Source organism: Klebsiella sp. RCJ4 (genome assembly GCF_009025755.1).
Taxonomy (GTDB): Bacteria; Pseudomonadota; Gammaproteobacteria; order Enterobacterales; family Enterobacteriaceae; genus Klebsiella; species Klebsiella michiganensis.
On the sequence record NZ_WCIN01000031.1, the window covers coordinates 1 to 26294 of the forward strand.

The 26294-nt window shown below is 55.9% G+C and carries 29 protein-coding genes; 19 read left to right on the forward strand and 10 right to left on the reverse strand.

All coding sequences use genetic code 11. The annotated features are described in order from the left end of the window. Window position 1 precedes the first annotated feature (1 nt). Complete coding sequence (gene tkt / locus F8562_RS10930; protein WP_151891907.1) at window positions 2-1993, reverse strand: transketolase; 1992 nt, start codon at window positions 1991-1993, stop codon at window positions 2-4. 278 nt (window positions 1994-2271) lie between these two features. On the opposite strand from tkt, the gene F8562_RS10935 reads away from it, so the two are divergent. Beyond that, window positions 2272-3030: a M48 family metallopeptidase gene (locus F8562_RS10935; RefSeq protein ID WP_014226826.1), complete on the forward strand. Its 759-nt coding sequence runs from the start codon at window positions 2272-2274 to the stop codon at window positions 3028-3030. 167 nt (window positions 3031-3197) lie between these two features. Here the strand turns inward: F8562_RS10935 and speB are convergent, their stop codons facing one another. The 4 genes from speB to F8562_RS29250 all read right to left on the reverse strand — a co-directional run bounded on the left by speB (window position 3198) and on the right by F8562_RS29250 (window position 6680). Next, a complete protein-coding gene (speB, locus tag F8562_RS10940) occupies window positions 3198-4118 on the reverse strand; it encodes an agmatinase (protein WP_004205166.1) in 921 nt (306 codons plus the stop codon). A gap of 211 nt (window positions 4119-4329) precedes the next feature. Beyond that, window positions 4330-6306 carry a biosynthetic arginine decarboxylase gene (speA, locus tag F8562_RS10945; protein ID WP_014226827.1) on the reverse strand — a complete coding sequence of 659 codons (1977 nt, stop codon included), beginning with the start codon at window positions 6304-6306 and terminating at the stop codon, window positions 4330-4332. Then, a complete protein-coding gene (gene yqgB, locus F8562_RS10950) occupies window positions 6299-6445 on the reverse strand; it encodes an acid stress response protein YqgB (protein WP_014226828.1) in 147 nt (48 codons plus the stop codon). The genes speA and yqgB overlap by 8 nt, the downstream gene beginning before the upstream one ends. An 85-nt stretch (window positions 6446-6530) precedes the next feature. Next, window positions 6531-6680, reverse strand: coding sequence for a hypothetical protein (locus F8562_RS29250; RefSeq protein ID WP_155774231.1), 150 nt, complete (start codon window positions 6678-6680; stop codon window positions 6531-6533). Between the two features lie 467 nt (window positions 6681-7147). Between F8562_RS29250 and metK the strand changes: the two genes are divergently transcribed. The 8 genes from metK (at window position 7148) to ruvX (ending at window position 14400) form a co-directional block, all read left to right on the forward strand. Then, entirely contained in the window at window positions 7148-8302 is a 1155-nt protein-coding gene (gene metK / locus F8562_RS10955) for a methionine adenosyltransferase (RefSeq protein WP_014226830.1), read from the forward strand. Between the two features lie 378 nt (window positions 8303-8680). After that, complete coding sequence (locus F8562_RS10960; RefSeq protein WP_004854145.1) at window positions 8681-10075, forward strand: sugar porter family MFS transporter; 1395 nt, start codon at window positions 8681-8683, stop codon at window positions 10073-10075. Window positions 10076-10150: 75 nt separating this feature from the next. Further along, window positions 10151-10651, forward strand: coding sequence for a SprT family zinc-dependent metalloprotease (locus F8562_RS10965; RefSeq protein WP_014226831.1), 501 nt, complete (start codon window positions 10151-10153; stop codon window positions 10649-10651). 94 nt (window positions 10652-10745) lie between these two features. After that, window positions 10746-11453, forward strand: a complete 708-nt coding sequence (gene endA / locus F8562_RS10970; protein ID WP_014226832.1) for a deoxyribonuclease I — start codon at window positions 10746-10748, stop codon at window positions 11451-11453. Window positions 11454-11544: 91 nt separating this feature from the next. Next, entirely contained in the window at window positions 11545-12276 is a 732-nt protein-coding gene (gene rsmE / locus F8562_RS10975) for a 16S rRNA (uracil(1498)-N(3))-methyltransferase (RefSeq protein ID WP_014226833.1), read from the forward strand. A 20-nt stretch (window positions 12277-12296) separates the two neighbouring features. After that, entirely contained in the window at window positions 12297-13244 is a 948-nt protein-coding gene (gshB, locus tag F8562_RS10980; protein WP_014226834.1) for a glutathione synthase, read from the forward strand. A gap of 176 nt (window positions 13245-13420) precedes the next feature. Beyond that, window positions 13421-13984 carry a YqgE/AlgH family protein gene (locus F8562_RS10985; protein ID WP_014226835.1) on the forward strand — a complete coding sequence of 188 codons (564 nt, stop codon included), beginning with the start codon at window positions 13421-13423 and terminating at the stop codon, window positions 13982-13984. Further along, window positions 13984-14400, forward strand: coding sequence for a Holliday junction resolvase RuvX (gene ruvX, locus F8562_RS10990; RefSeq protein ID WP_014226836.1), 417 nt, complete (start codon window positions 13984-13986; stop codon window positions 14398-14400). The genes F8562_RS10985 and ruvX overlap by 1 nt, the downstream gene beginning before the upstream one ends. A gap of 55 nt (window positions 14401-14455) precedes the next feature. Here the strand turns inward: ruvX and F8562_RS10995 are convergent, their stop codons facing one another. Next, window positions 14456-15109, reverse strand: coding sequence for a LuxR C-terminal-related transcriptional regulator (locus F8562_RS10995; protein WP_014226837.1), 654 nt, complete (start codon window positions 15107-15109; stop codon window positions 14456-14458). A 348-nt stretch (window positions 15110-15457) separates the two neighbouring features. Beyond that, on the reverse strand, window positions 15458-16438 hold the full coding sequence (locus F8562_RS11000) for a type IV pilus twitching motility protein PilT (protein ID WP_014839535.1): 981 nt from the start codon (window positions 16436-16438) through the stop codon (window positions 15458-15460). Between the two features lie 16 nt (window positions 16439-16454). On the opposite strand from F8562_RS11000, the gene F8562_RS11005 reads away from it, so the two are divergent. From F8562_RS11005 to F8562_RS11040, 8 genes are all read left to right on the forward strand, one after another. Continuing rightward, window positions 16455-17159 (forward strand): YggS family pyridoxal phosphate-dependent enzyme, encoded by a 705-nt coding sequence (locus F8562_RS11005; protein ID WP_014226839.1) that lies wholly within the window; start codon window positions 16455-16457, stop codon window positions 17157-17159. Between the two features lie 17 nt (window positions 17160-17176). After that, on the forward strand, window positions 17177-17743 hold the full coding sequence (locus F8562_RS11010; RefSeq protein ID WP_004105714.1) for a YggT family protein: 567 nt from the start codon (window positions 17177-17179) through the stop codon (window positions 17741-17743). Next, window positions 17740-18030: a DUF167 family protein YggU gene (yggU, locus tag F8562_RS11015; protein ID WP_004854155.1), complete on the forward strand. Its 291-nt coding sequence runs from the start codon at window positions 17740-17742 to the stop codon at window positions 18028-18030. The genes F8562_RS11010 and yggU overlap by 4 nt, the downstream gene beginning before the upstream one ends. Before the next feature lie 12 nt (window positions 18031-18042). Next, a complete protein-coding gene (locus F8562_RS11020; RefSeq protein WP_004854157.1) occupies window positions 18043-18636 on the forward strand; it encodes an XTP/dITP diphosphatase in 594 nt (197 codons plus the stop codon). Beyond that, window positions 18629-19765: a radical SAM family heme chaperone HemW gene (gene hemW / locus F8562_RS11025; RefSeq protein ID WP_014839536.1), complete on the forward strand. Its 1137-nt coding sequence runs from the start codon at window positions 18629-18631 to the stop codon at window positions 19763-19765. Before F8562_RS11020 ends, hemW begins: the two co-directional genes overlap by 8 nt. A gap of 304 nt (window positions 19766-20069) precedes the next feature. Beyond that, window positions 20070-21056: a TRAP transporter substrate-binding protein gene (locus tag F8562_RS11030; RefSeq protein WP_014839537.1), complete on the forward strand. Its 987-nt coding sequence runs from the start codon at window positions 20070-20072 to the stop codon at window positions 21054-21056. A 46-nt stretch (window positions 21057-21102) separates the two neighbouring features. After that, window positions 21103-21606 carry a TRAP transporter small permease gene (locus tag F8562_RS11035; protein ID WP_014226842.1) on the forward strand — a complete coding sequence of 168 codons (504 nt, stop codon included), beginning with the start codon at window positions 21103-21105 and terminating at the stop codon, window positions 21604-21606. Continuing rightward, window positions 21606-22907, forward strand: coding sequence for a TRAP transporter large permease (locus F8562_RS11040; RefSeq protein WP_004105725.1), 1302 nt, complete (start codon window positions 21606-21608; stop codon window positions 22905-22907). Before F8562_RS11035 ends, F8562_RS11040 begins: the two co-directional genes overlap by 1 nt. A 48-nt stretch (window positions 22908-22955) precedes the next feature. Here F8562_RS11040 and F8562_RS11045 read toward each other — a convergent pair whose 3' ends face one another. Genes F8562_RS11045 through trmB form a run of 3 tightly spaced genes read right to left on the reverse strand, consistent with a single transcriptional unit; the run spans window position 22956 to window position 24771 of the window. Further along, on the reverse strand, window positions 22956-23675 hold the full coding sequence (locus tag F8562_RS11045; protein WP_014839538.1) for a DUF2884 domain-containing protein: 720 nt from the start codon (window positions 23673-23675) through the stop codon (window positions 22956-22958). A gap of 50 nt (window positions 23676-23725) precedes the next feature. Next, the gene (locus F8562_RS11050) at window positions 23726-24052 is read right to left on the reverse strand and encodes a YggL family protein (protein WP_004854168.1); all 327 of its coding nucleotides are present in this window, start codon (window positions 24050-24052) and stop codon (window positions 23726-23728) included. Further along, a complete protein-coding gene (trmB, locus tag F8562_RS11055; RefSeq protein WP_004854170.1) occupies window positions 24052-24771 on the reverse strand; it encodes a tRNA (guanosine(46)-N7)-methyltransferase TrmB in 720 nt (239 codons plus the stop codon). The genes F8562_RS11050 and trmB overlap by 1 nt, the downstream gene beginning before the upstream one ends. A 136-nt stretch (window positions 24772-24907) precedes the next feature. Between trmB and mutY the strand changes: the two genes are divergently transcribed. Beyond that, entirely contained in the window at window positions 24908-25966 is a 1059-nt protein-coding gene (mutY, locus tag F8562_RS11060; RefSeq protein WP_009651815.1) for an A/G-specific adenine glycosylase, read from the forward strand. A gap of 27 nt (window positions 25967-25993) precedes the next feature. Continuing rightward, window positions 25994-26269, forward strand: a complete 276-nt coding sequence (locus F8562_RS11065) for an oxidative damage protection protein (protein WP_004854175.1) — start codon at window positions 25994-25996, stop codon at window positions 26267-26269. The last annotated feature ends 25 nt before the right edge of the window (window positions 26270-26294 follow it).

Below are 26294 nucleotides of genomic sequence, written 5' to 3' on the forward strand. Positions count from 1 at the left end.
ACTACAGCAGCGCTTTCGCTTTCGCGACCACGTTGTCCACGGTGAAGCCAAACTCTTCAAACAGCTGCTCCGCCGGCGCAGACTCACCGAAGGTGGTCATGCCAACGATCGCGCCGTTCAGGCCCACGTATTTGAACCAGTAGTCGGCGATACCCGCTTCGATGGCCACGCGCGCAGAGACGGCTTTCGGCAGCACGGCTTCACGGTAAGCGGCATCCTGCCTGTCGAACGCGTCGGTGGACGGCATGGAAACCACGCGCGCCTTCACGCCTTCGGCAGTCAGTTTTTCGTAAGCGGCAACCGCCAGCTCCACTTCAGAACCGGTGGCGATGAAGATCAGCTCCGGCTGTCCCGCGCAGTCTTTCAGCACGTAGCCGCCGCGGGCGACGTTCGCCAGCTGCTCTTCGGTACGCTCCTGCTGCGCCAGGTTCTGACGGGAGAGGATCAGCGCGGTCGGGCCGTCCTGACGCTGCACGCCGTATTTCCACGCAATGGCGGATTCCACCTGGTCGCACGGACGCCATGTTGACATATTCGGGGTGACGCGCAGGGAAGCCACCTGCTCAACCGGCTGGTGCGTCGGGCCGTCTTCGCCCAGACCGATGGAGTCGTGGGTGTAGACCATCACCTGACGCTGCTTCATCAGCGCCGCCATACGTACCGCGTTACGCGCGTACTCGACGAACATCAGGAAGGTGGAGGTGTACGGCAGGAAACCGCCGTGCAGGGCGATACCGTTGGCAATCGCGGTCATACCGAATTCACGCACGCCGTAGTGGATATAGTTACCGGCAGCGTCTTCGTTGATGGCCTTAGAGCCGGACCACAGGGTCAGGTTACTTGGCGCCAGGTCAGCGGAGCCGCCGAGGAACTCAGGCAGCAGCGGGCCGAAGGCTTCAATGGCGTTCTGGGACGCTTTACGGCTGGCGATTTTCGCCGGGTTAGCCTGCAGCTTCGCGATGAATTCGTTCGCTTTCGCGTCGAAATCAGCCGGCATCTCGCCTTTCATACGGCGGGTAAACTCGGCGGCTTCCTGCGGGAAGGCTCTGGCGTAGGCAGCGAATTTCTCGTTCCACGCGGACTCTTTCGCCTGGCCGGCTTCTTTGGCATCCCACTGGGCATAGATTTCAGACGGGATTTCAAACGCCGGGTGTTTCCAGCCGAGCGCTTCGCGGGTCAGCGCGATTTCCGCGTCGCCCAGCGGCGCGCCATGGGAGTCGTGGGTACCGGCTTTGTTCGGCGAACCGAAACCGATGATGGTTTTGCACATCAGCAGGGACGGTTTGTCGGTAACCGCACGCGCTTCCTCTACCGCGCGTTTAATCGAGTCAGCATCGTGACCGTCAACGCCGCGCACCACGTGCCAGCCGTAGGCTTCAAAACGCTTCGCGGTGTCATCGGTGAACCAGCCTTCGACGTGACCGTCGATGGAGATGCCGTTGTCGTCATAGAACGCCACCAGCTTGCCCAGTTTCAGGGTACCGGCCAGAGAACATACCTCGTGAGAGATACCTTCCATCATGCAGCCGTCGCCCATGAACGCGTAGGTGAAGTGGTCAACAATGTCGTGGCCCGGGCGGTTGAACTGCGCCGCCAGAGTTTTCTCCGCGATGGCCATACCAACCGCATTCGCAATACCCTGCCCCAGCGGACCGGTGGTGGTTTCCACGCCCGCGGTGTAGCTGACTTCCGGGTGACCCGGCGTTTTAGAGTGCAGCTGACGGAAGTTCTTCAGCTCTTCAATCGGCAGATCATAACCGGTGAGGTGCAGCAGGCTGTAAATCAGCATGGAACCGTGGCCGTTGGACAGGACAAAACGGTCGCGGTCGGCCCATGACGGGTTCTGCGGGTTATGATTCAGGAAATCACGCCACAGGACTTCGGCAATGTCAGCCATACCCATCGGGGCACCCGGGTGACCGGATTTGGCTTTCTGTACTGCGTCCATGCTCAGCGCACGAATAGCGTTAGCAAGCTCTTTACGTGAGGACATTTTGACTCCAGATCGGATAATGAAGGCCATGCCCGCAACGACTTGACGACAGCGCGTTTTGGGCTACGCCGGAAAAAAGTGTGAACAATGTAACCTAAGCGGCAAAGCATGTACATGGAGCATCCTTTTGCCGTTTAAGAAATCTCTGGAACACGTTGTGCTACGGCGTAATCCTCTCGCCCGCATTCTCATATAGTATTTATAATTTGCACAGGATACGGCAGGCAGCCATCGCCGTTTTTTCGGATAAATAACCATAAGATTGTGGAAGATAAAAAATGAAAATTCGCTCAGCTCTTCTTGCCCTTGGGATCGCAGCCACGCTTACCGGATGCCAGAACATGGATTCCAACGGCCTGCTTAGCTCCGGCGCGGAGGCTTTCCAGGCTTATTCACTCAGCGACGAGCAGGTGAAAGCCTTAAGCGACAAAGCCTGTCAGGAGATGGATGCGAAAGCGACTATCGCGCCTGCCAGCAGTGAATACAGCAAACGCCTGAGTAAAATCGCCGCCGCGCTGGGGGACAACATCAACGGCCAGCCGGTGAACTACAAGGTGTATCAAACTAAAGACGTTAACGCCTTCGCCATGGCTAACGGCTGCATCCGCGTTTACAGCGGACTGATGGATTTGATGAATGATAATGAAGTCGAAGCGGTTATCGGCCACGAAATGGGTCACGTCGCGCTGGGCCACGTGAAGAAAGGGATGCAGGTAGCGCTGGGCACCAACGCGGTACGCGCGGCGGCGGCCTCCGCGGGCGGCATCGTCGGCAGCCTGTCGCAGTCGCAGCTGGGCGATCTGGGCGAGAAGCTGGTGAACTCGCAGTTCTCCCAGCGTCAGGAATCGGAAGCGGACGACTACTCGTACGATCTGCTGCGCAAGCGCGGCATTAATCCGGCAGGACTTGCCACCAGCTTCGAGAAACTGGCGCAGCTGGAAGCCGGACGCCAAAGCTCCATGTTTGATGACCACCCGGCATCGGAAGCCCGCGCTCAGCATATCCGCGATCGCATGAAGGCCGACGGGATTAAGTAAGCCCCGGCTCCCCAAGTGGCATAACAAACAGAATTGGGGGAGCTTATCGGTATGCCGGGTAGCGGCTCACACCTTACCCGGCAACACAACCTGCACTTATTCTTAGGCCGGTGCAAGCACTGCGCCTCCAGGTCGTTCGAGGAAAACGCACGCTGTGAGCGACCTGATTATTCGCCTTTTTTCGCCGCCTGAATGTAGAGCATTTCCAGCGCCAGCGTCGCCGCCGCCAGGGCGGTGATTTCGGACTGGTCGTAGGCCGGAGCGACTTCCACCACGTCCATGCCGACGATGTTCAGATCCTTCAGGCCGCGCACCAGCTTGATCGCACGATCGGAAGTCAGGCCGCCGATCACCGGCGTACCGGTACCCGGGGCAAACGCCGGATCCAGGCAGTCGATATCAAAGGTCAGGTACACCGGCATATCGCCGACGATCTGTTTCACCTGCGCAATCACATCGTCAACGCTGCGATCGTTAACCTGGCCCGCATCCAGCACCGTGAAGCCGTTGTCTTTATCAAACTCGGTACGGATACCGATCTGCACCGAATGATTCGGATCGATCAGGCCTTCGTTGGGCGCGGTGTAGAACATGGTGCCGTGGTCAAATTCGCAGCCATTGGCGTAGGTATCGGTATGGGCGTCGAAATGCACCAGCGCCATTTTGCCAAAGTGCTTCGCGTGAGCGCGCAGCAGCGGCAGCGTCACAAAGTGGTCGCCGCCAAAAGAGAGCATGCGTTTTCCTGCCGCCAGCAGTTTTTCCGCGTGGGCCTGCAGCTTTTCACTCATTTCACGCGCGTCGCCGAAGGCGTAAACCAGATCGCCGCAGTCCACGACGTTCAGGCGCTCGCGCATGTCAAAATTCCACGGGAAGCGGTTGTGCTCCCACGCAAGGTTCGTCGACACCTGGCGGATCGCCGCCGGGCCATGACGGCCGCCCGCGCGTCCGGAGGTCGCCATATCAAACGGTACGCCGGTGATGACCCAGTCCGCATCGCTGTCGTACGGCATGAAATTCATCGGTAGACGCAGAAAACCAAATGCGTTGGATACCAAGGAGTTATCGTATTGATGACCTAAGGTGCTCATGGGTATGACCTCTTTTACAGTCGTTGTATTGAAATACAAATATAAAAAAACCCTTCCGCGTCGTTAGGCCCGACGAGGAAGGGTTTGAATGAGTTTACTGCTTAGTTGGGCGAATTATCGCCGTAAATGTCTACGCGTTCAAGTGAGTCTGGCAAGTGGTGAACCAGGCCTCTCTCTCCCTCTTCCCTCTCCGCTACGGAGAGGGCATAGATCACTCGTCTTCCAGATAAGTGTAGCCGTATAAACCGGCCTCGAACTCTTCAAGGAACTGCTGCTGCAGGTCAGCGTCGAGATCGGTCTTTTTCACCTGATCGCGGAACTGGGTCAACAGCGTGTTCGGATCGAGCTGCACGTACTGCAGCATATCCGCGACGGTATCCCCTTCATCAGACAGCTCCACTTCGACGCTGCCGTCAGGGAAGACAAACACGTCGACGGCTTCCGTATCGCCGAACAGGTTGTGCATATTGCCGAGGATCTCCTGATAGGCGCCTACCATAAAGAAGCCCAGCATCGGCGGGTTATCCGGATCGTATTCCGGCATCGGCATGGTGGTCGCAATACCGTCGCCATCCACATAGTGGTCAATCGCGCCGTCGGAGTCGCAGGTGATATCCAGCAGCACCGCGCGGCGTTCCGGCACCATATTCAGCCCTTCCAGCGGCATCACCGGGAATAGCTGATCGATACCCCAGGCGTCCGGCATCGACTGGAACAGGGAGAAGTTGACGTAGATCTTATCCGCCATACGCTCCTGCAGTTCGTCGATAATCGGGCGATGCGCGCGGTTGCTGGGATCGAGCTGTTTCTGCACTTCATGGCACATATTGAGATACAGCTGCTCGGCCCAGGCGCGCTCCTGAAGATTAAAGGTGCCGGAGGAGTAGCCGATATGAATATCGTGCAGATCCATCTGGCTGTCGTGCAGCCATTCGCGCAGCGAGCGGCGATTGCCGGTTTCCTGCATCTCCTGCCAGGTTTCCCACATGCTTTGCAGCGGACGCGCGGCGTCTTCCGCGGGCGGGGTCGCCTCGGTATATTCGTTACGCTCAACGCCGATAATATTCGATACCAGCACGGTGTGGTGCGCCGTGACCGCGCGGCCGGATTCGGTGATCACCGTCGGGTGCGGCAGGCCGTTCTCTTCACAGGCATCGCCAATCGCCCAGATGATGTTGTTGGCGTATTCGTTCAGGCCATAGTTCACCGAGCAGTCGGACTGCGAACGGGTCCCTTCATAGTCGACGCCGAGACCGCCGCCAACGTCGAAGCACTGAATATTCACGCCCAGCTTGTGCAGCTCAACGTAGAAACGCGACGATTCACGCACGCCGGTGGCGATATCGCGAATATTGGCCATCTGCGAGCCAAGGTGGAAGTGCAGCAGCTGCAGGCTGTCCAGATGCCCGGCTGAGCGCAGAATTTCAACCAGCTGCAGAACCTGGGTCGCCGCGAGGCCAAATTTGGACTTTTCGCCGCCGGAGGACTGCCACTTACCGGAGCCCTGCGAAGCCAGACGCGCGCGCACGCCGAGACGCGGCACCACGTTCAGCCGCTCGGCCTCTTCCAGCACGATGGCGATTTCGGACATTTTCTCGATGACCAGATAGACCTTGTGGCCCATCTTTTCGCCCACCAGCGCCAGGCGGATATATTCACGGTCTTTATAACCGTTACAGACAATCACGCTGCGGGTCATACCGGCGTGCGCCAGTACCGCCATCAGCTCGGCCTTGGAGCCGGCTTCCAGGCCCAGCGGCTCGCCGGAGTGGATCAGCGATTCAATCACGCGACGATGCTGGTTAACCTTGATCGGATAAACCAGGAAGTAGTCACCGTTATAGCCATAAGATTCGCGCGCGCGTTTAAAGGCGGCGTTAATCGAACGCAGGCGGTGCTGCAAAATCTGCGGGAAGCAGAACAGCGCAGGCAGGCGCTGCCCCTGAGCTTCACGCGCTTTCACCAGCTCGGCAAGGTCAACGCGCGCTTCCGGGACGTCAGGATCCGGGCAGACGCTAATATGGCCCAGTTCGTTAACGTCGTAGTAGTTATTACCCCACCAGGCAATATTGTAAGTACGTAGCATCTTGCTGGCTTCCTGGGAGCTCATCGCAACCTCCTGCATGGAACGTAGTACACCGTGATCGCCTGCTGACGAAGGCGAAGATAAGGACATGTCGTCAGACATAGCGAACCTCAAATTTAGTAACAAGTGTAAAACAGTTGACTACTATCGCAATCCGAAGAAGCGATAACAACCCATAAACAGTCCGAAATCCCAGTAGATAGTGCTGGTCTTGCGGCTGAGCGACCGGTTTCTTATTCATATCATCGTAAAACACGTACCCGAACGGAGTATGACAGTCCGGAGAAACCACGAGAAAACCCTTGCTATCGCAAGAGCGCCCTTGTTCAGTTTTCCAGCAGCCTGCCGGCCCGGGAATCCTGAGAAGCGCCGAGATGGGTAGAACATCGGCTGGTTTGCATGAGAGAGATGCGGATTGAGGAGTAGTGACGCGCGACGGAACGACGCGACGAATCAGGCGAAAAACGTGGGTTCATTATCTGGTATCACCTCCACACTGCCCCGAGTCGGGCCAGCGACAAGCCAAAGCTATAGGTTCCGGACAGCCAGCGAAAACGCCGCTGCGGGACTCTGTCAATAGAGACTGCTTAACCCGGCTGGAAGTGGCGTCACGAGGTGAGTGCTCGTACGCTGTTTTAATGAGCCGCGCGCGGCGTTTTATACCGAGAAGCGGGGTAAAAAGCAAAATAAAAATATGCGCGTTGCCGGGTATTGTCAGGAAAAATTGCCACCGCCCTTTTTCTATAAATGCGACGAATATCAAAAAAGGCTGGAAATGGGGTCAAGAACTGCCCTAAAATAGCCGTCCAGAAGTTAATCCATCTATACTGATTAACACTCAGACTGCTCGTGTCACTACCTGCAAGCTTTGGTAGAGTCATCCGTCAAAGCCATTCTACACAACAGTATGAGCTACCCGAATCGTCCACAGGTGAAATAAAACATGGCAAAACACCTCTTTACGTCAGAGTCCGTATCAGAAGGGCATCCCGACAAAATTGCTGACCAAATCTCCGACGCCGTGCTGGATGCGATCCTCGAACAGGATCCGAAAGCGCGCGTAGCATGTGAAACCTACGTCAAAACCGGTATGGTTCTGGTCGGTGGTGAAATCACCACCAGCGCATGGGTTGATATCGAAGAGATCACCCGCAACACGGTCCGTGAAATTGGCTACGTGCATTCCGATATGGGCTTTGACGCCAACTCCTGCGCGGTGCTGAGCGCCATCGGTAAACAGTCTCCGGACATCAACCAGGGCGTTGACCGCGCCGATCCGCTGGAACAGGGCGCGGGCGACCAGGGCCTGATGTTTGGCTACGCCACTAACGAAACCGACGTGCTGATGCCTGCGCCGATCACCTATGCGCACCGTCTGGTGCAGCGTCAGGCTGAAGTGCGTAAAAACGGCACCCTGCCGTGGCTGCGCCCGGATGCGAAAAGCCAGGTCACCTTCCAGTACGACGACGGCAAAGTTGTTGGTATTGATGCGGTCGTTCTCTCCACACAGCACGCCGAAAGCATCGATCAGAAATCGCTGCAGGAAGCGGTGATGGAAGAGATCATCAAACCGGTTCTGCCGACCGAGTGGCTGAACAGCGCGACCAAATTCTTTATCAACCCAACCGGCCGTTTTGTTATCGGCGGCCCCATGGGCGACTGCGGCCTGACCGGGCGTAAAATCATCGTTGATACCTACGGCGGCATGGCTCGTCACGGCGGCGGCGCGTTTTCCGGTAAAGATCCGTCTAAAGTGGACCGTTCTGCGGCCTACGCGGCGCGCTATGTGGCGAAAAACATCGTTGCCGCCGGCCTGGCCGATCGTTGCGAAATCCAGGTTTCCTACGCCATCGGCGTGGCGGAGCCAACTTCAATCATGGTTGAAACCTTCGGTACCGAAAAAGTGCCTTCTGAGCAGCTGACCCTGCTGGTGCGCGAGTTCTTTGATCTGCGTCCGTATGGCCTGATTCAGATGCTGGATCTGCTGCACCCGATCTACAAAGAGACGGCGGCATACGGCCACTTTGGCCGCGAGCATTTCCCGTGGGAAAAAACCGACAAAGCGGCCCAGCTGCGCGAAGCGTCCGGTCTGAAATAAGACGCCGCTCTCCTCACTTTCAAGGCCAGCCCCGCGCTGGCCTTTTTATTTTACGCCCCTCAGCCGCCCGGTATACCGCCTGCAACATCCCTATTATGGAAGCGATTACATCATATGCAGAGCAAACCTTTTCCGTTATTGCATGCAAAATGTAATAAGACTTCACTTTGTTACACAATATTTCAGTAAAGTCCGATTAGCGCTTTTAATTTCTTGAGCTAAACTTAATTAATATACTGATTTAAATGCGTTTATAGTCATTACGTTTCTTTACTCTAGTGTAACCGATTACACAGCCGTGATTACTATCACATTTTTTTACGACGTATTTACCTACCCTACGCATCGACAAGATCAATAACTCAACCGGAGGGCGTTATGCCTGACAACAAAAAACAAGGGCGTTCCAACAAGACGATGACGTTCTTTGTCTGTTTCCTCGCCGCACTGGCTGGCCTGCTGTTCGGCCTTGATATCGGTGTTATTGCGGGTGCCTTACCCTTTATTGCCAACGAGTTCCAGATAAGCGCCCACACTCAGGAGTGGGTGGTCAGCTCCATGATGTTCGGCGCCGCCGTCGGCGCGGTGGGCAGCGGCTGGCTCTCCTTCAAACTCGGGCGTAAAAAAAGCCTGATGATTGGCGCCATCCTGTTCGTTGCCGGCTCGCTGTTCTCCGCCGCCGCACCGAACGTGGAAGTGCTGCTGCTCTCCCGCGTGCTGCTCGGCCTGGCCGTAGGCGTCGCCTCCTACACCGCCCCGCTGTATCTGTCTGAAATCGCCCCGGAAAAAATCCGCGGCAGCATGATTTCGATGTATCAGCTGATGATTACCATTGGTATTCTCGGCGCCTATCTTTCCGATACGGCATTCAGCTACAGCGGCGCCTGGCGCTGGATGCTCGGGGTGATTATTATCCCAGCGGTGCTGTTGCTGATTGGCGTGGTTTTCCTGCCTGACAGCCCGCGCTGGTTTGCCGCTAAGCGCCGCTTTGTCGACGCCGAACGCGTCCTGCTGCGCCTGCGCGACACCAGCGCTGAAGCGAAACGCGAGCTGGATGAGATCCGCGAAAGCCTGAAGGTAAAACAGTCCGGCTGGTCGCTGTTTAAAGAAAACAGCAACTTCCGCCGTGCGGTATTCCTCGGCGTCCTGCTGCAGGTGATGCAACAGTTCACCGGTATGAACGTCATCATGTACTACGCGCCGAAGATTTTTGAACTGGCGGGCTATACCAACACCACCGAACAGATGTGGGGAACCGTCATCGTGGGTCTGACCAACGTTCTGGCGACCTTTATCGCCATCGGACTGGTTGACCGCTGGGGCCGTAAGCCGACGCTGATCCTCGGCTTTATCGTTATGGCGCTCGGCATGGGCGTGCTGGGCAGCATGATGCATATCGGCATCCACTCCGCCACGGCGCAGTACTTTGCCGTCCTGATGCTGCTGATGTTTATCGTTGGCTTTGCGATGAGCGCCGGCCCGCTGATTTGGGTGCTGTGCTCCGAAATCCAGCCGCTGAAAGGGCGTGATTTCGGTATCACCTGCTCAACGGCCACCAACTGGATTGCCAACATGATCGTCGGCGCGACCTTCCTGACCATGCTGAACTCGCTGGGCAGCGCCAACACCTTCTGGGTCTATGGCGGCCTGAACATCCTGTTCATCTTCCTGACCCTGTGGCTAATCCCGGAAACCAAAAACGTTTCGCTGGAACATATCGAACGTAACCTGATGAAAGGCCGTAAGCTGCGCGAAATCGGCGCGCGCGACTAGACTAACCCGCTTCCTCCCTCCCGGGAGGAAGCTTCTTCTTGCTCTCCTCATCCCGCCGCACTATTCTCTGGCGCTATGAAAACACCCCGAATTCCCATTGCCCTTCAACAGGCCGTTATGCGCAGCCTGCGGGAAAATCTTGCCAAAGCGAACCTCAAGCTGGGACGAAGCTACCCTGAACCGGTGCTGGTTTATCAGCAGCGGGGAACCTCCGCCGGTACCGCCTGGCTGGAGAAAAACGAAATCCGCCTTAACCCGGTGCTGCTGCTGGAAAACCAGCAGGCGTTTATTGATGAAGTCGTGCCGCACGAGCTGGCCCACCTGCTGGTATGGAAGCACTTTGGCCGCGTGGCGCCGCACGGCAAAGAGTGGAAATGGATGATGGAAAGCGTGCTGGGCGTTCCGGCTCTGCGCACCCATCGTTTCGAACTCGATTCAGTGCGTAAAAATACCTTCCCCTACCGCTGCCAGTGCCAGCAGCACCAGCTTACCGTCCGCCGCCATAATCGCGTGATGCGCGGGGAGGCCACCTATCGCTGCGTGCGCTGCGGAGATGTTCTGGTGGCGGAAAAGTAATCTCCGGAAATAACTGGAAATTTTCTGATCTGACTGATTGCGTCTGGCAATCACATTCGATACGTTGCGGGCTCGTTTTGACACGGAGTTAACGATGTCCCGTATTCATATTTTTGCTGCCGCGTTTCTCAGCGCGGCGGTATGCGCCCCGCTTGCAGCGGAAGGAATCAATAGTTTTTCTCAGGCCAAGACCGCTGGGGTCAAGGTCAATGCCGACGCCCCCGGCGATTTCTACTGCGGCTGTAAAATCAACTGGCAGGGAAAAAAGGGGGTTATCGACCTGGAATCTTGTGGCTATAAAGTGCGTAAAAATGAAAATCGCGCCAGCCGGGTCGAGTGGGAGCATGTGGTTCCCGCGTGGCAGTTTGGCCATCAGCGTCAGTGCTGGCAGGACGGCGGGCGCAAAAACTGCGCTAAAGATCCGGAATACCGCAAGATGGAAAGCGACATGCATAACCTGCAGCCAGCGGTCGGCGAGGTCAACGGCGACCGCGCCAACTTTATGTACAGCCAGTGGAACGGCGGCGAAGGCCAGTACGGCCAGTGCGCGATGAAGGTTGATTTTAAAGATAAAGTTGCCGAGCCGCCGGCTCGCGCCCGGGGCGCTATCGCCAGAACCTACTTCTATATGCGCGACCGCTACCAGCTCAATCTTTCCCGCCAGCAAACCCAGCTGTTTACCGCCTGGGATAAGCTGTATCCGGTAACAACCTGGGAGTGCGAACGCGACGCGCGTATTGCCAAAGTTCAGGGCAACCATAATCCTTACGTCCTGCAGGCTTGCCAGGCGCAAAAGAGCTAACCTACACTAGCGGCAATTGTTAATTTGCAGCTTCACTCCTTCCCTTGCCATGGGGGAGGAGAATATCTGCGCAAAGAACGGAATATCAAGCATGCGCATTCCTCGCATCCATCACCCGGAACCGATTACCACGGGTAGCCAGATAGCCCTTTCCGACGACGCGGCCAACCACGTCGGTCGCGTTTTACGCATGGGTAAAGGCCAGACAATTGAGCTTTTTGACGGCAGCAATCAGGTCTTCGAGGCGGTCATTGTCGAGGCAGGTAAGAAAAACGTTCTGGTTGACGTTCAGAGCAGCAAAATGGATAACCGTGAATCCCCGCTGCATATCCATTTAGGCCAGGTGATGTCCCGCGGCGAAAAAATGGAATTCACCATCCAGAAATCGATCGAACTTGGCGTAAGCCTCATAACGCCACTGTTTTCCGAGCGCTGTGGCGTTAAACTGGACGCCGAACGTTTGCAGAAGAAGATCCAGCAGTGGCAAAAAATCGCCATTGCCGCCTGCGAGCAAAGCGGCCGCAACGTGGTGCCGGAGATCCGCCCCGCCATGCAGCTTGAAGCCTGGTGCGCGGAGCAGGACGAGGGTCTGAAGCTTAATTTGCACCCTCGCGCCAACGCCAGCATTAATACGCTGCCGCTGCCGGTCGAACGTATCCGGCTGCTGATTGGCCCGGAAGGCGGGCTTTCGGCAGAAGAGATAGCGATGACCGCTCGCTACCGGTTTACTGATATCCTGTTGGGACCGCGCGTTCTGCGTACAGAGACAACTGCGCTCACTGCCATTACCGCCCTGCAGGTGCGTTTTGGCGACTTAGGTTGAAGCGTTAACGGAGAAGAACAATGATTAAGCTCGGCATCGTGATGGACCCCATCGCAACCATCAACATCAAGAAAGACACCAGCTTCGCCATGTTGCTGGAGGCGCAGCGTCGCGGCTATGAACTCCATTATATGGAGATGAACGATCTGTACTTAATCAACGGCGAAGCCCGCGCCCGTACGCGTAAGCTGAGCGTCGAGCAGAACTACGATAAATGGTACGCGTTCAACGGCGAACAGGATCTGCCTCTGGCGGACCTTGACGTCATTCTGATGCGTAAAGATCCGCCGTTCGATACCGAGTTTATCTACGCGACCTACATCCTCGAACGCGCCGAAGAGCAAGGCACGCTGATCGTCAATAAGCCGCAGAGCCTGCGCGACTGTAACGAAAAGCTGTTTACCGCCTGGTTCTCCGAGCTGACCCCGGAAACGCTGGTCACCCGTAATAAAGCCCAGCTGAAAGCCTTCTGGGAAAAACATGGCGATGTCATTCTCAAACCGCTGGACGGTATGGGCGGCACCTCCATTTTCCGCGTTAAAGAGGGTGACCCCAACCTCGGCGTGATTACCGAAACGCTAACCGAGCTGGGCAGCCGCTACTGCATGGCGCAGAACTATCTGCCGGCCATTAAAGATGGCGATAAGCGAGTGCTGGTGGTTGACGGCGAGCCGGTTCCTTACTGCCTGGCCCGTATCCCGCAGGGCGGCGAAACCCGCGGTAACCTTGCGGCCGGTGGTCGTGGCGAAGCGCGCCCGCTGACCGAAAGCGACTGGGCCATCGCCCGCCGCGTGGGCCCGACGCTGAAGGCCAAAGGCTTAATCTTCGTCGGTCTGGATATCATCGGCGATCGCCTGACGGAGATTAACGTCACCAGCCCCACCTGCGTACGTGAAATCGAAGCCGCCTTCCCGATTTCCATTACCGGGATGCTGATGGATGCCATCGAGAAGCGCCTCAATAAATAAAGCGCTTATTCAGGCTGCAGGCCAGCGCCTGTAGCCTGGAGCCTGCTCAGGAGATTCACGCTCAGGTTCATACCGGCAACGCGCCTTGAGCCTGCAAGATAAAGTGAATCGACACTCCCTTGCTTTACCCGCATACTGGGTGCTGCTTTTTTGAACCAGGAACAGAACCTCTGACAATGAATTTACAGCATCACTTTCTAATTGCCATGCCTGCTCTCCAGGACCCGATGTTCCGTCGCTCCGTAGTCTATATCTGCGAGTATAACGATGACGGTGCCATGGGCATCATTATCAATAAGCCGATGGAAAATCTGCAGGTTGAAGGGATCCTGGAGAAGTTAAAAATCACGCCTGAACCGCGCAATCCCGAGATTCGCCTGGATAAACCGGTGATGGTTGGCGGCCCGCTGGCCGAGGATCGGGGTTTTATACTTCATTCGCCGCCTTCCGACTTTTCTTCCAGCATTCGTATTTCCGATAACACGGTGATCACCACCTCCCGCGACGTGCTCGAAACGCTGGGTACGGATAAACAGCCGGACAACGTGCTGGTTGCGCTGGGCTATGCCTCCTGGGAGAAAGGCCAGCTGGAGCAAGAGATTCTGGATAACGCCTGGCTCACCGCGCCGGCCGATCGGAATATTTTGTTCAGCACGCCGATAGCTGACCGCTGGCGCGATGCTGCGAAGCTCATTGGCATCGATATCGTGACGATGCCAGCCGAAGCGGGGCATGCGTAATGAGCGGCACTTTTTTAGGCTTTGATTTTGGCACCAAAAGCATTGGCGTCGCCGTAGGGCAGCGCATCACAGGCACTGCCCGCCCCCTTCCCGCGTTGAAAGCGCAGGACGGTAAGCCCGACTGGAATATTATCGAAAAGCTGCTGAAAGAGTGGCAGCCCGAAGCCGTGATTGTCGGCCTGCCGCTGAATATGGACGGCACGGAACAGCCCCTCACCGCGCGCGCGCGCAACTTCGCGAATAAAATACACGGCCGATTCGGCGTGCAAATAACCCTGCATGATGAACGTCTGAGCACGGTTGAAGCCAGAGCCGGGCTATTCGAACACGGTGGATTCCGGGCGCTCAATAAAGGCAGCGTGGATTCCGCTTCTGCAGTCATTATTCTGGAAAGCTACTTCGAGCAAAGTTTCTGAACATCAATGATGGCGCCCTACCGCAGCGGCAGGCGCCATCATCCTGATTTCATTTTTAGTGGCGCAAATGCTCATTCGCCCAGCTGACCGCCTGAGTCCGGTTCTTCACGCTTAGCTTACGGAACACGTTGTACAGATGGGTACGCACCGTGTTTTCACTGATAAACAGCGCGCGGGCAATATCCAGATTGGTCGCCCCGCAGCGAAGTTCATTCAGGATTTCACATTCACGCTCGGTGAGCGGTGAATTTTCCGCAGGCGCCGATACATGATCCGCAGCATACATCGCCGGGTGCATCACGCTCAATTCAGCCGTCTGTTCGCCGTTCAGCACAGCCTTAACGCCCTCAATTAAGCGCGATTCATCATCGTCATGACGGAAAACGCCGTACAGCGCTGGCCACTGCGCCATTTCGTAGAGCTCATACTTTTGCGCGCTATTGATAATCAATAAACGGGGGTTATCCGCCTGCAGACGAATAATGTCACGCCATACGCTATTCAACTTTTTATTTGAAACTGCAATATCAAATAATATTACAGAATCTTTCAAAAGACGCTGCGCGAGGGGTTTGTTAATATTTTGCAGAACGACTGACGCAGATAACTTCTCAGCCAGCCAGGTTGCGAATGCTTTGCTTTGAATAGAGGGGTGAGTAATAAAAGTAACCTGGTGAGAAAAAGCCGAATTCTCAGATAAATTAATCACTTAAAACTCTCCTTAGTTGATTCCCGCCTTCATAGCGGTTAAATGAATTAACAAGAATACGATCGCCGGTGTATTTATAAAATCAAACCAAACTTACACCTTGAAACATTATTCCATGGGAATTTTCCTATCCCTGTAAACAGCATAAATCGAATGCCTTAAGAGAGTCAAAAGATTATCAAACTTTTTTCCTGGTTATGGGAGGTTTATGTCAATTCGTTTTTCATAGCGTGCATTATTCGGCTTAATTTTAGGTACTTATTTGTAATATAAAATAATGATACCAAACATTAATAAAACATTATCATAACAAGCCATTGGTATGATGTCTGAATATAAAAGATGCAGCTATAAAAGACCCGCAGCCGTACGTTGCTGAAAGCTTTGCGTAAAAGTTTGCATCCCGAATTGCTGCCCGGTTTGCATCACGCCGGGCAGCTGATGCGTTTTCCCCTCGCGGATCAAATTCGCCACCGCCGGGGTATTAACCAAAAGCTCGTATAGCGCAACTCTTCCGCCAGCAGTATCCGGAAACAATTTTTGTGCCAGCACCGCGCATAAACTTCCCGCCAGCTGGCTACGAACCTGCTCTTTCTCCTGGGCAGGAAAAACATCCACCAGCCTTTCAACCGCCTGTGCCGCGCCGCGCGTATGCAGCGTCGCCATAACCAGATGTCCGGTCTCCGCCGCGGTCAATGCCAGGCGGATCGTTTCGCTGTCACGCAGTTCCCCTAGCAGAATGACATCCGGATCCTGACGCAGCGCAGCGCGCAGGGCCGCGGCAAATGAGGGGCAGTGGCGACCGATTTCCCGCTGCTGGATCAGGCAGCGCTCGCTACGGTGAATAAACTCAACCGGATCTTCCAGCGTCAGGATATGGCCATTGAGGCGCTGATTAAGATAGCCCACCATCGCCGCCAGGGTGGTGGATTTCCCGCTACCGGTGGCGCCCGTGACCAGGATAAGCCCGCTCTCCTCATTGAGCAGCTCCGTTAAGGCGGCCGGCGCGCCGAGATCCGCCAGCTGCGGGCAGGTTTCTGCCAGCAGACGCAGGGCCAGCGACAGGCCGCGGTTGTGGACAAATGCGCTGGCGCGCAGGCGCGGGCCGCCGGCCGGAGCCAGCGCGAAATCAACCTGCCCGCAGGCCTGCCACTGGGCGAGCTGCTCGGCGTTGAGCCAATCAGCGAGTATCTTGCCAATATCCGGAGAGGTAAAAGGCGCAGGCTCCAGCTTGCCCTGGCGACGCCAGCGCGGCGTTGAAGCATTGCACAGGTGTAGATCGGAGACGTTATGCTTTACACTAAGGGCCACTATTTCTTCCAGTTCCATAACTCATCCTCGGTATATGAACGATATTGCGCATAACCTGGCACAGGTCCGGGACAAAATCTCAGCCGCTGCCGCACGCTGCGGCCGTGCTCCAGAAGAAGTTACGCTGCTTGCAGTCAGTAAAACGAAACCTGCGAGCGCTATCGAAGAAGCGATGGCCGCAGGCCAGGTCGCGTTTGGCGAAAACTATGTTCAGGAAGGGGTGGAGAAAATCCGCTACTTTCAAGAGACCGGGGCAAGCGGGCTACAGTGGCACTTTATCGGGCCGCTGCAGTCCAATAAAAGCCGCCTGGTGGCCGAGCATTTTGACTGGTGCCATACCGTCGATCGACTCAAAATCGCCGCTCGCCTCAGTGAACAGCGCCCTGCTCACATGCCGCCACTCAACGTGCTGATTCAAATCAACATTAGCGATGAGCAGAGCAAGTCGGGCATTCCCGTTGACGAGCTGGACGCGCTGGCGGCAGAGATCGCGAAACTGCCGAATCTGCAGCTGCGCGGTTTAATGGCCATTCCCGCGCCAGAGTCAGAATATGTAAGGCAGTTTGCCGTCGCCCAACAAATGGCGGTAGCATTTGCGCGGCTAAAAACGCACTACCCTACCGTCGATACGTTGTCGCTGGGAATGTCGGATGATATGGAAGCCGCCATCGCGGCGGGAAGCACTATGGTGCGCATCGGAACCGCAATTTTCGGCGCGCGCGACTACAGCAAAAAATAAGGAATCTGAGGAACGCCATGAAGACGTTGACTTTCCTGCTCTCAACGGTCATTGAGCTTTACACAATGGTCGTGTTGTTACGCGTCTGGATGCAGTGGGCGCGCTGCGACTTTTATAACCCGTTTTCGCAGTTCGTGGTCAAGGCTACGCAGCCTGTCGTTGGGCCGCTGCGCCGCATTATCCCGGCGATGGGGCCGCTCGACAGCGCCTCCCTGCTGGTCGCCTTTATTCTCTGCGTCGTGAAAGCTATCGTGCTGTTTATGGTCGTCACCTTCCAGCCGATTATCTGGATCTCCGCGCTGCTGATCCTCATTAAAACCGTCGGCTCGCTGATCTTCTGGGTTCTCCTGCTCATGGCAATCATGAGCTGGGTAAGCCAGGGACGCAGCCCGGTGGAATATGTCCTGATGCAGTTGGCCGATCCGCTGCTGCGTCCGATCCGCAGACTGCTGCCATCGATGGGCGGCATTGATTTCTCGCCGATGGTGCTGGTTCTGCTGCTGTACGTGATCAACATGGGTATCGCCGAACTGTTGCAGGCTACCGGCAACGTTCTGCTTCCGGGGCTGTGGATGGCGCTATGAGTGCCGTCGAAGCCTGCGCTGATGGGTTGGTCTTACGGCTGTATATTCAGCCTAAGGCCAGCCGCGACAGCATCGTTGGTTTACATGGCGACGAGCTTAAAGTCGCCATTACCGCGCCTCCCGTTGACGGCCAGGCCAACGCCCATCTGGTAAAATTCCTCGCCAAACAGTTTCGCGTAGCGAAAAGCCAGGTGCTTATTGAGAAAGGCGAACTGGGCCGCCACAAACAGATAAAAATCATTCATCCGCAGCAGATCCCCGATGGGGTCGCCGCCCTGAAAGAATAAACAGGATCTCATATGCAAAAAGTTGTTCTCGCCACCGGCAATCCCGGGAAAGTGCGCGAGCTGGCCTCGCTGCTGGCAGATTTTGGCCTCGATATCGTGGCGCAAACCGAACTGGGCGTGGATTCCGCAGAGGAAACCGGCCTGACCTTTATCGAAAACGCCATTCTGAAAGCGCGTCATGCCGCGCAGATTACCGGCCTTCCGGCCATCGCCGATGACTCAGGTCTGGCCGTCGATGCGTTAGGCGGCGCGCCCGGCATCTATTCCGCCCGCTATTCCGGCGAAGACGCGACCGACCAGCGCAATCTCGAAAAGCTGCTCGATGCGCTGCGCGATGTGCCTGACGATCGGCGCCAGGCGCAATTCCACTGCGTGCTGGTCTATCTGCGCCATGCGGAAGATCCCACCCCGCTGGTTTGCCACGGCAGCTGGCCGGGCATCATCGCTCGTGAAGCCGCAGGCAGCGGCGGCTTTGGTTACGACCCGATATTCTTTGTTCCGACGGAAGGTAAAACCGCAGCGGAGCTGAGCCGTGAAGAAAAGAGCGCCATTTCCCACCGCGGACGCGCGCTCAAACTGTTACTGGAAGCCTTACGTAATGGCTAATTTGCCGCCCCTGAGCCTCTATATTCACATCCCGTGGTGCGTGCAAAAATGCCCGTACTGCGATTTCAACTCGCATGCGTTGAAGGGCGAGGTACCGCACGACGACTACGTTCAGCATCTGCTGAACGATCTGCGGGCCGACGCCCACTATGCGCAGGGACGTGAAATCGGGACTATTTTCATCGGCGGCGGTACGCCGAGCCTGCTCTCAGGCCCGGCGATGCAAACCCTGCTCGACGGCGTGCGGGAAGCTCTTCCCCTGGCGGACAACGCGGAAATCACGATGGAAGCCAACCCCGGCACCGTAGAAGCGGATCGTTTTGTCGAGTATCAGCGCGCAGGTATTAATCGCATCTCCATCGGCGTACAGAGCTTTAGCGAACAAAAGCTCCAGCGTCTCGGGCGCATCCACGGGCCGCAGGAAGCCAAACGCGCGGCAAACCTGGCAAGCGGTCTGGGACTGCGCAGCTTTAACCTCGATTTAATGCACGGTCTGCCGGATCAGTCTCTGGAAGAGGCGCTGGACGACCTGCGTCAGGCGATTGCGCTCAATCCGCCGCATCTCTCCTGGTACCAGTTGACCATTGAGCCAAACACCCTGTTTGGCTCGCGTCCGCCGACCCTGCCGGACGACGACGCGCTGTGGGATATTTATGAGCAGGGGCACAGCCTGCTCAGCGCGGCGGGCTATCAACAATATGAAACCTCCGCCTACGCTAAGCCGGGGTATCAGTGCCAGCATAACCTGAACTACTGGCGCTTTGGCGACTACCTGGGCATTGGCTGCGGCGCGCACGGCAAAGTGACCTTCCCGGACGGGCGCATTCTGCGGACGGCGAAAACCCGCCACCCGCGCGGCTATATGGAAGGCCGTTATCTGGAGCGCCAGCATGATGTGGAAGATGCGGATAAGCCGTTCGAGTTCTTTATGAACCGTTTCCGCCTGCTGGAAGCGGCGCCGCGAGATGAATTCAGCCGCTACACCGGGCTTGATGAGCATACAATCCGTCCGCAAATCGATGCCGCCATTGCTGAGGGCTATCTGACGGAAGATGAGCGCTGCTGGCAGATTACCGAGCACGGTAAGCTCTTTTTGAACTCCCTTCTCGAATTATTCCTCAGCGAATAAACCTCGCTATGCTTATCCCGTTATAACAATAACGGGATAATTAATTATTCGCTTTTCCCGAAATATTAATATCGCTATTTCCGAATCATCTCAATTCAACATTTCCAATAAAAATAAATTCACATTCATTTATTAAAAATAAATATAACCTACCGCACAAAAATACGTATTTGATCGCCTGATTGCGAAAAAGTGTGAGTCAGACAGCTTAAAGATGTACGACAACAAGGATAATATGTCATACAGAAACAAGGAATACCCCTTAAGATATTGACCAATTACCCTAAGTGCATGGAGCCGACTCATGAAAAAACTCTCTTTTTCTCGTTCTCTGGCGTGTGTATCTCTGCTTGCCCTGCTCGCTTCCGGCGCCAGCGCAGCTGAAAAAGTCACGTTAAAACTGGCACATAACCTCGAACGTAGCCACGTTGTCCATCAGGCCTTTGAGGCGATGTCCAAAGAGGTTAACCAACTTTCCAACGGTGATATGAAGATTCGTATATATCCCAGTAGCCAGATGGGCAGCGCGCGCGAAACGATGGAGCTATTACAAAACGGCGCGCTGGATATGACCAAAGGTTCCGCCAGCGATCTGGAATCATTCGATAACGTCTACGCGATATATAATTTACCGTTCCTGTTTAAAGATCAGAATCACTTCAATAAAGTCGTCTTTGGTGACGTGGGCAAGGAAATTATGGAGTCCACGAAAGATAAAGGATTCTTTGCGCTTTCCGCCTATGTTGCCGGGACCCGCAGTTTTTACGCCAAAAAGCCCATCACTAAACCGGAAGATTTAAAAGGATTGAAGATCCGCGTCCAGGCCAGCCCGACAACCTTAAAAATGGTCGAATTAATGGGCGGTTCGCCAACCCCTATTTCCTTTGGTGAAGTTTATACCGCCATGCAGCAGGGCGTGGTGGACGGCGCGGAGAACAACGTGCCTTCCTGGGTGCAAACGCGCCATATCGAAATCGCGAAAGTGTTCTCAGAAGATGAACATGCCTCCATCCCGGATTTCCTCGTTATCTCCAGTAAAACCTGGGACAAACTGACGCCGGATCAGCAGCAAATCCTGATCAAGGCGGCGAAAGCTTCCGAAGCGTATCAGCAAAAACTGTGGGACAAGATCGACGCCGACACCCGCGCGCAGGCCAAAGCCATGGGCGGCGAAATAATCAAAGTGGATAAAGCGCCGTTCCGCGCCGCCGTGCAGCCGCTGTTTGATGAGTTCAAAAAAGATCCGAAGCAGGCCGCCCTGCTGGCCAAATTTGAAGCTGCCGCCGAATAACACTTAGCGGGCCAGCCGCTGGCCCGCTTTCATCGGGAAAACAATGATGATACTTAACCGCATAAAGCTGGCGGTGGACCGCACGATCGCCGCATTCTCCGTCGCCGTTATGATTGCGCTGGTTGTTTGCGTCGTCTGGCAGGTGTTCAGCCGCTACGTACTCAACCAGCCCAGCACCCTGACCGACGAGCTGGCGCGCTTTTTGATGATCTGGGTCGGGCTACTGGGTGCGGCATATACCGTCGGCGCCCAGCGTCATCTGGCTATCGACTTACTGGCGATGACACTCCCTCCCCGCAGGCAGGCGCTGCTCAGCGTCATCATTAATCTGCTGATCTTTATTTTTGCCGGATCGGTGATTGTGACCGGCGGCGTGAAGCTGATTGAAAAAACGCTGTCGACCTCCCAGGTCTCAGCGGCAATGCAGATCCCCATGGGCTACGTCTATCTGATCCTGCCGTTAACCGGCCTCATTATGATGTTTTACGCAGTATGTTTTGTCAGCAACGGGCTAAAAAACATGAAGCACGCTGAAGCGGGGGCAAATTGATGGACAGCTATATCGCACTGATGCTATTTGGCTCTTTCTTTATTCTGGTTTTTATTGGCGTACCTATCTCCTTCTCCATCGGCATCGCCACCGTCGGTTCAATGCTGCTGATGTTCCCGTGGGATATCGCGGTGATTACCGTTTCTCAGCGCCTCGCGAACGGCCTCGATAACTTCGCCCTGCTGGCGATTCCATTCTTTATCTTTGCCGGTACGCTGATGAACAGCGGCGGGATTGCCATACGCTTAATCAATCTGGCTCAGGTGATGGTCGGACGCGTACCGGGCTCTCTGGGCCACGTCAACGTGCTGGCAAACATGATGTTCGGCTCGATTTCAGGCTCGGCGGTCGCCGCCGCCGCCGCGGTAGGGGGCACGCTGAACCCCATCCAGACGCAGAAAGGCTACGATCCGGCTTTCTCCACGGCGGTGAACGTCTCGTCGTGCATCACGGGCCTGCTTATTCCGCCGTCAAACGTGCTGATCGTCTTTTCCCTGACGGCGGGCGGCGTGTCGGTCGCGTCGCTGTTTATGGCCGGCTATCTGCCGGGCATTCTGATGGGCCTGGCTATTATGGTGGTCTGTGCCGTCATTGCTAAACGTCGCGGCTATCCGGTTTCTGAACGCCCCACCTGCGCCCAGGCGGCAAAAGCGTTTTTCGACGCCCTGCCCAGCCTGCTGCTGGTGATTATTGTGATGGGCGGGATCCTCGGCGGCATTTTTACCGCTACCGAAGCGTCGGCTATCGCCGTGGTCTACACCTTTATCCTGTCGGTGCTCATTTATCGGGAAGTGAAATGGCGCGATCTGCCGAAGCTGATCCTTGAATCGGTGGTGATGACCTCTATCGTGCTGCTGCTGATCGGCTTTTCCGTCGGCATGTCGTGGGCGATGACCAACGCCGACATTCCCTACATGATAAGCGATGCGCTAATGGGGGTGTCAGAAAACCCGGTGGTGATACTGCTGCTGATTAATATCGTGCTGTTAATCGTTGGGATCTTTATGGACATGACCCCGGCGGTGCTGATTTTCACGCCGATATTCCTGCCCATCGCGCAGGATTTAGGGATGGACCCGGTGCATTTCGGCATCATGATGGTCGCCAACCTGTGCATCGGTCTGCTGACGCCACCGGTAGGCAGCGCGCTGTTCGTTGGCTGCTCCATTTCCGGCGTTAAAATTCAGCAGCTCATCAAACCGCTGCTGCCGTTCTACGCCGCCCTGCTGATCGCGCTGATGATGATTGTCTATATCCCGCAGATCTCGCTGTTTATTCCGCAGCTGCTGGGGCTGATGTGATCGACTGACCATAATCGCTACCTGCGGGCGCAGGTAGCGAAATAAAACTTACTTTAACGACCCCACCAGCGCTTTACGGCTCTCTTCGAGGGAGACCACGCGGCTGCAGACATCCTTACCAAACTGCTGGAAATCGGCTTCCTGGTTTTTCCATTCATCCTGAATGGCCGTTTGCAGGCCGCCAAGGCTGCCGAGGATCCCCTGCAGCGGGTTACCGCCGCCTTTAAGAACCGCCTTCGCCCCCATCTCGTTGATGCTATCCTGCAGAATGCCGCCCATCGCCTGATTTACCAGCTGCTGGCCGTCGGCGCGCACCTGATCGATGGCTTTATAGTGGAAGGTCAGGCCATCGTTACGATGTTCAATTATGCGGCTCATTTGCGCTTTCAGCTGCGCATCAAGCTTGGTCAGGCGGCTATGCATGCTGCTGCTGGCCCCCACCTGTTCGGTAATAATTTTATCCAGCGCGGCGCGGCCTTTTTCTACCCGCGTGCGGGCGCCTTCATCAATCCACGGCAGGCTGCTGCGCAGGCCAGCCTGATAGTCCTGAGCCTGCTCGCGCTGAGCGGTGTTCAGGGAATACGCTTTACCGTTAAAGGTCAGGTTGCCGTCCGGCTTAATCACCAGATCGCCGTTTTCGCCTTTTACCTGCACCTGCTGCGGGCTGAGGATGACATCGTCACGCGGCGTGACGCTACACTGATAGTCCGCATGCGCGGACAAAGCGGTGACGGAAAGCGCCAATGCCAACAGCGTTTTGCGCATCATTTAACTCCCTTCAGACAAAACGGGCCGGCAGTTGCCGACCCTTGTCAAACTTAGTCCCACCAGATATCAAAAAGTTCGCTGGTGCGTACATCGGCAAGCCCGCGGTCTTCCAGCCATTTACGTACGATGGCCTGGTGTTCCTCGGTGCATTTGCCGATTTCCTGCAGGCAGATCAGGCCTTCCCAGGAAAGATAACCGCTGCCGTCAAAGGCCAGCTTATTAGGCTCAATCACTTCATCAATCAGATCGTTAACGGTCTGGTCGATCTGCTCTTCGCTGGTTCCATCCGCGAAACGCCACGCGACGGAAAAACCCACTTCCTGAAACTCGTCGATATGCATTTTTTTACGCAGACGACGGCTACGATTCGTTGCCATTATTTCACCCTCTCGAACATTAAGTCCCATACGCCGTGGCCAAGACGATGGCCACGCTGTTCAAATTTGGTTACCGGGCGCGATTCCGGGCGCGGCACATAGTCGTTGCTTTCAGACCGGTTACGATACCCTTCAAGCGAGGACATCACTTCCAGCATATGCTCGGCATATTGCTCCCAGTCGGTCGCCATATGGAAGACGCCGCCCAGCTTCAGTTTACTTTTCACCAGTTCGGCAAAAGGCGGCTGAACGATACGGCGCTTATTATGACGCGCTTTGTGCCACGGGTCAGGGAAAAACAGCTGCACCATGCTCAGGGAGTTATCCGGAATCATCGTATGCAGCACTTCCACCGCATCGTGGCACATGACGCGCAGGTTCTGCACGCCCTCTTCTTCGGCGGACGCCAGGCAGGCGCCGACGCCCGGCGAGTGCACTTCAATGCCGAGGAAATTCTGCTGCGGCTTCTCTTTCGCCATCGCCACCAGCGAAGCGCCCATACCGAAACCGATCTCCAGCGTGACCGGCGCCTCACGGCCAAACAGCGCGGCGAAATCGAGCGGCGCATCGTTAAATTCAACGCCCATCACCGGCCAAATATTGTCCAGCGCGTGCTGCTGACCTTTGGTCAGGCGGCCCTGACGACGGACGAAGCTGCGAATACGGCGCAGCGGACGGCCGTTTTCATCGAATTCCGGAGATATGACGTCGTTTTTCATAAAAGTTAAGTCTGCTTGTGAGAGTGTTCGGAAAACGGGCATTATCCAAAGTTACCCGGCGGATGCAAGGGTTTACAGCCTCTCGCCCTTGTGCTGCAATCTGCCACCTTATAATCGCTATCCCGGAGCCGTAGCTTTGACTTTTCCCGCCGCGCAATTTTCAGCCCAGGTGCTGGACTGGTACGACAAATACGGGCGTAAAACCCTGCCCTGGCAAATCGGCAAGACGCCCTACAAAGTATGGCTCTCCGAGGTGATGTTGCAACAAACACAAGTGGCGACGGTCATCCCCTATTTTGAACGCTTTATGGCGCGTTTCCCAACGATTACCGACCTGGCGAACGCGCCCCTCGATGAAGTCCTGCATCTGTGGACCGGCCTGGGCTATTACGCCCGCGCGCGCAATTTACATAAAGCGGCGCAGCAGGTGGCCACCCTGCACGACGGCAAATTCCCGCAGACCTTCGATGAAGTCGCCGCGCTGCCGGGCGTGGGCCGCTCTACCGCCGGCGCGATTTTATCCCTCTCTCTCGGTCAGCATTATCCGATTCTCGACGGTAACGTGAAGCGCGTGCTCGCGCGCTGCTATGCTGTCAGCGGTTGGCCGGGGAAAAAAGAGGTTGAGAAACGCCTGTGGGAGATCGCCGAGGACGTCACGCCGGCCAAAGGCGTCGAGCGTTTTAACCAGGCCATGATGGACCTCGGGGCGATGGTGTGTACCCGCTCGAAGCCAAAATGCGAGCTCTGTCCGCTGAATAACGGCTGCGTGGCCTACGCAAATCATTCATGGGCTCAATACCCAGGCAAAAAACCGAAACAGACGATCCCCGAGCGTACCGGCTATTTCCTGCTGATGCAGCACGGCGACGAGGTGTTCCTCTCCCAGCGCCCGCCGGTGGGTTTATGGGGCGGTTTGTTCTGCTTCCCGCAGTTTGAGGATGAAGATGCGCTGCGGGCGTGGCTGGCCCAGCGTCAGATTAAGACCGATAATCTGACGCAATTAACCGCGTTCCGCCACACTTTCAGCCATTTCCATCTGGATATTGTGCCGATGTGGCTTACAGTGCACTCATCCGGCGCATGCATGGATGAAGGGGGCGCACTCTGGTATAACTTAGCGCAGCCGCCGTCCGTCGGTCTGGCGGCTCCCGTGGAGCGCTTGTTGCAACAGTTAAAAGCCGGAGCACCGGTTTAGCTTTCTGGCGATTAAAGAGGATTAAGAATGAGCAGAACGATTTTTTGTACTTTCCTGCAGCGTGAAGCCGAGGGCCAGGATTTTCAGCTGTACCCGGGCGAGCTGGGCAAACGCATCTATAACGAAATCTCCAAAGAAGCCTGGGCCCAGTGGCAGCATAAGCAAACGATGCTGATCAACGAGAAAAAACTCAGCATGATGAACCCGGAGCATCGCAAACTGCTGGAGCAGGAGATGGTTCAGTTCCTGTTTGAAGGTAAAGACGTGCACATCGAAGGCTACACGCCGCCAGAAAAACAGTAAGGGCCTGACGGCCCTTTACAACAAT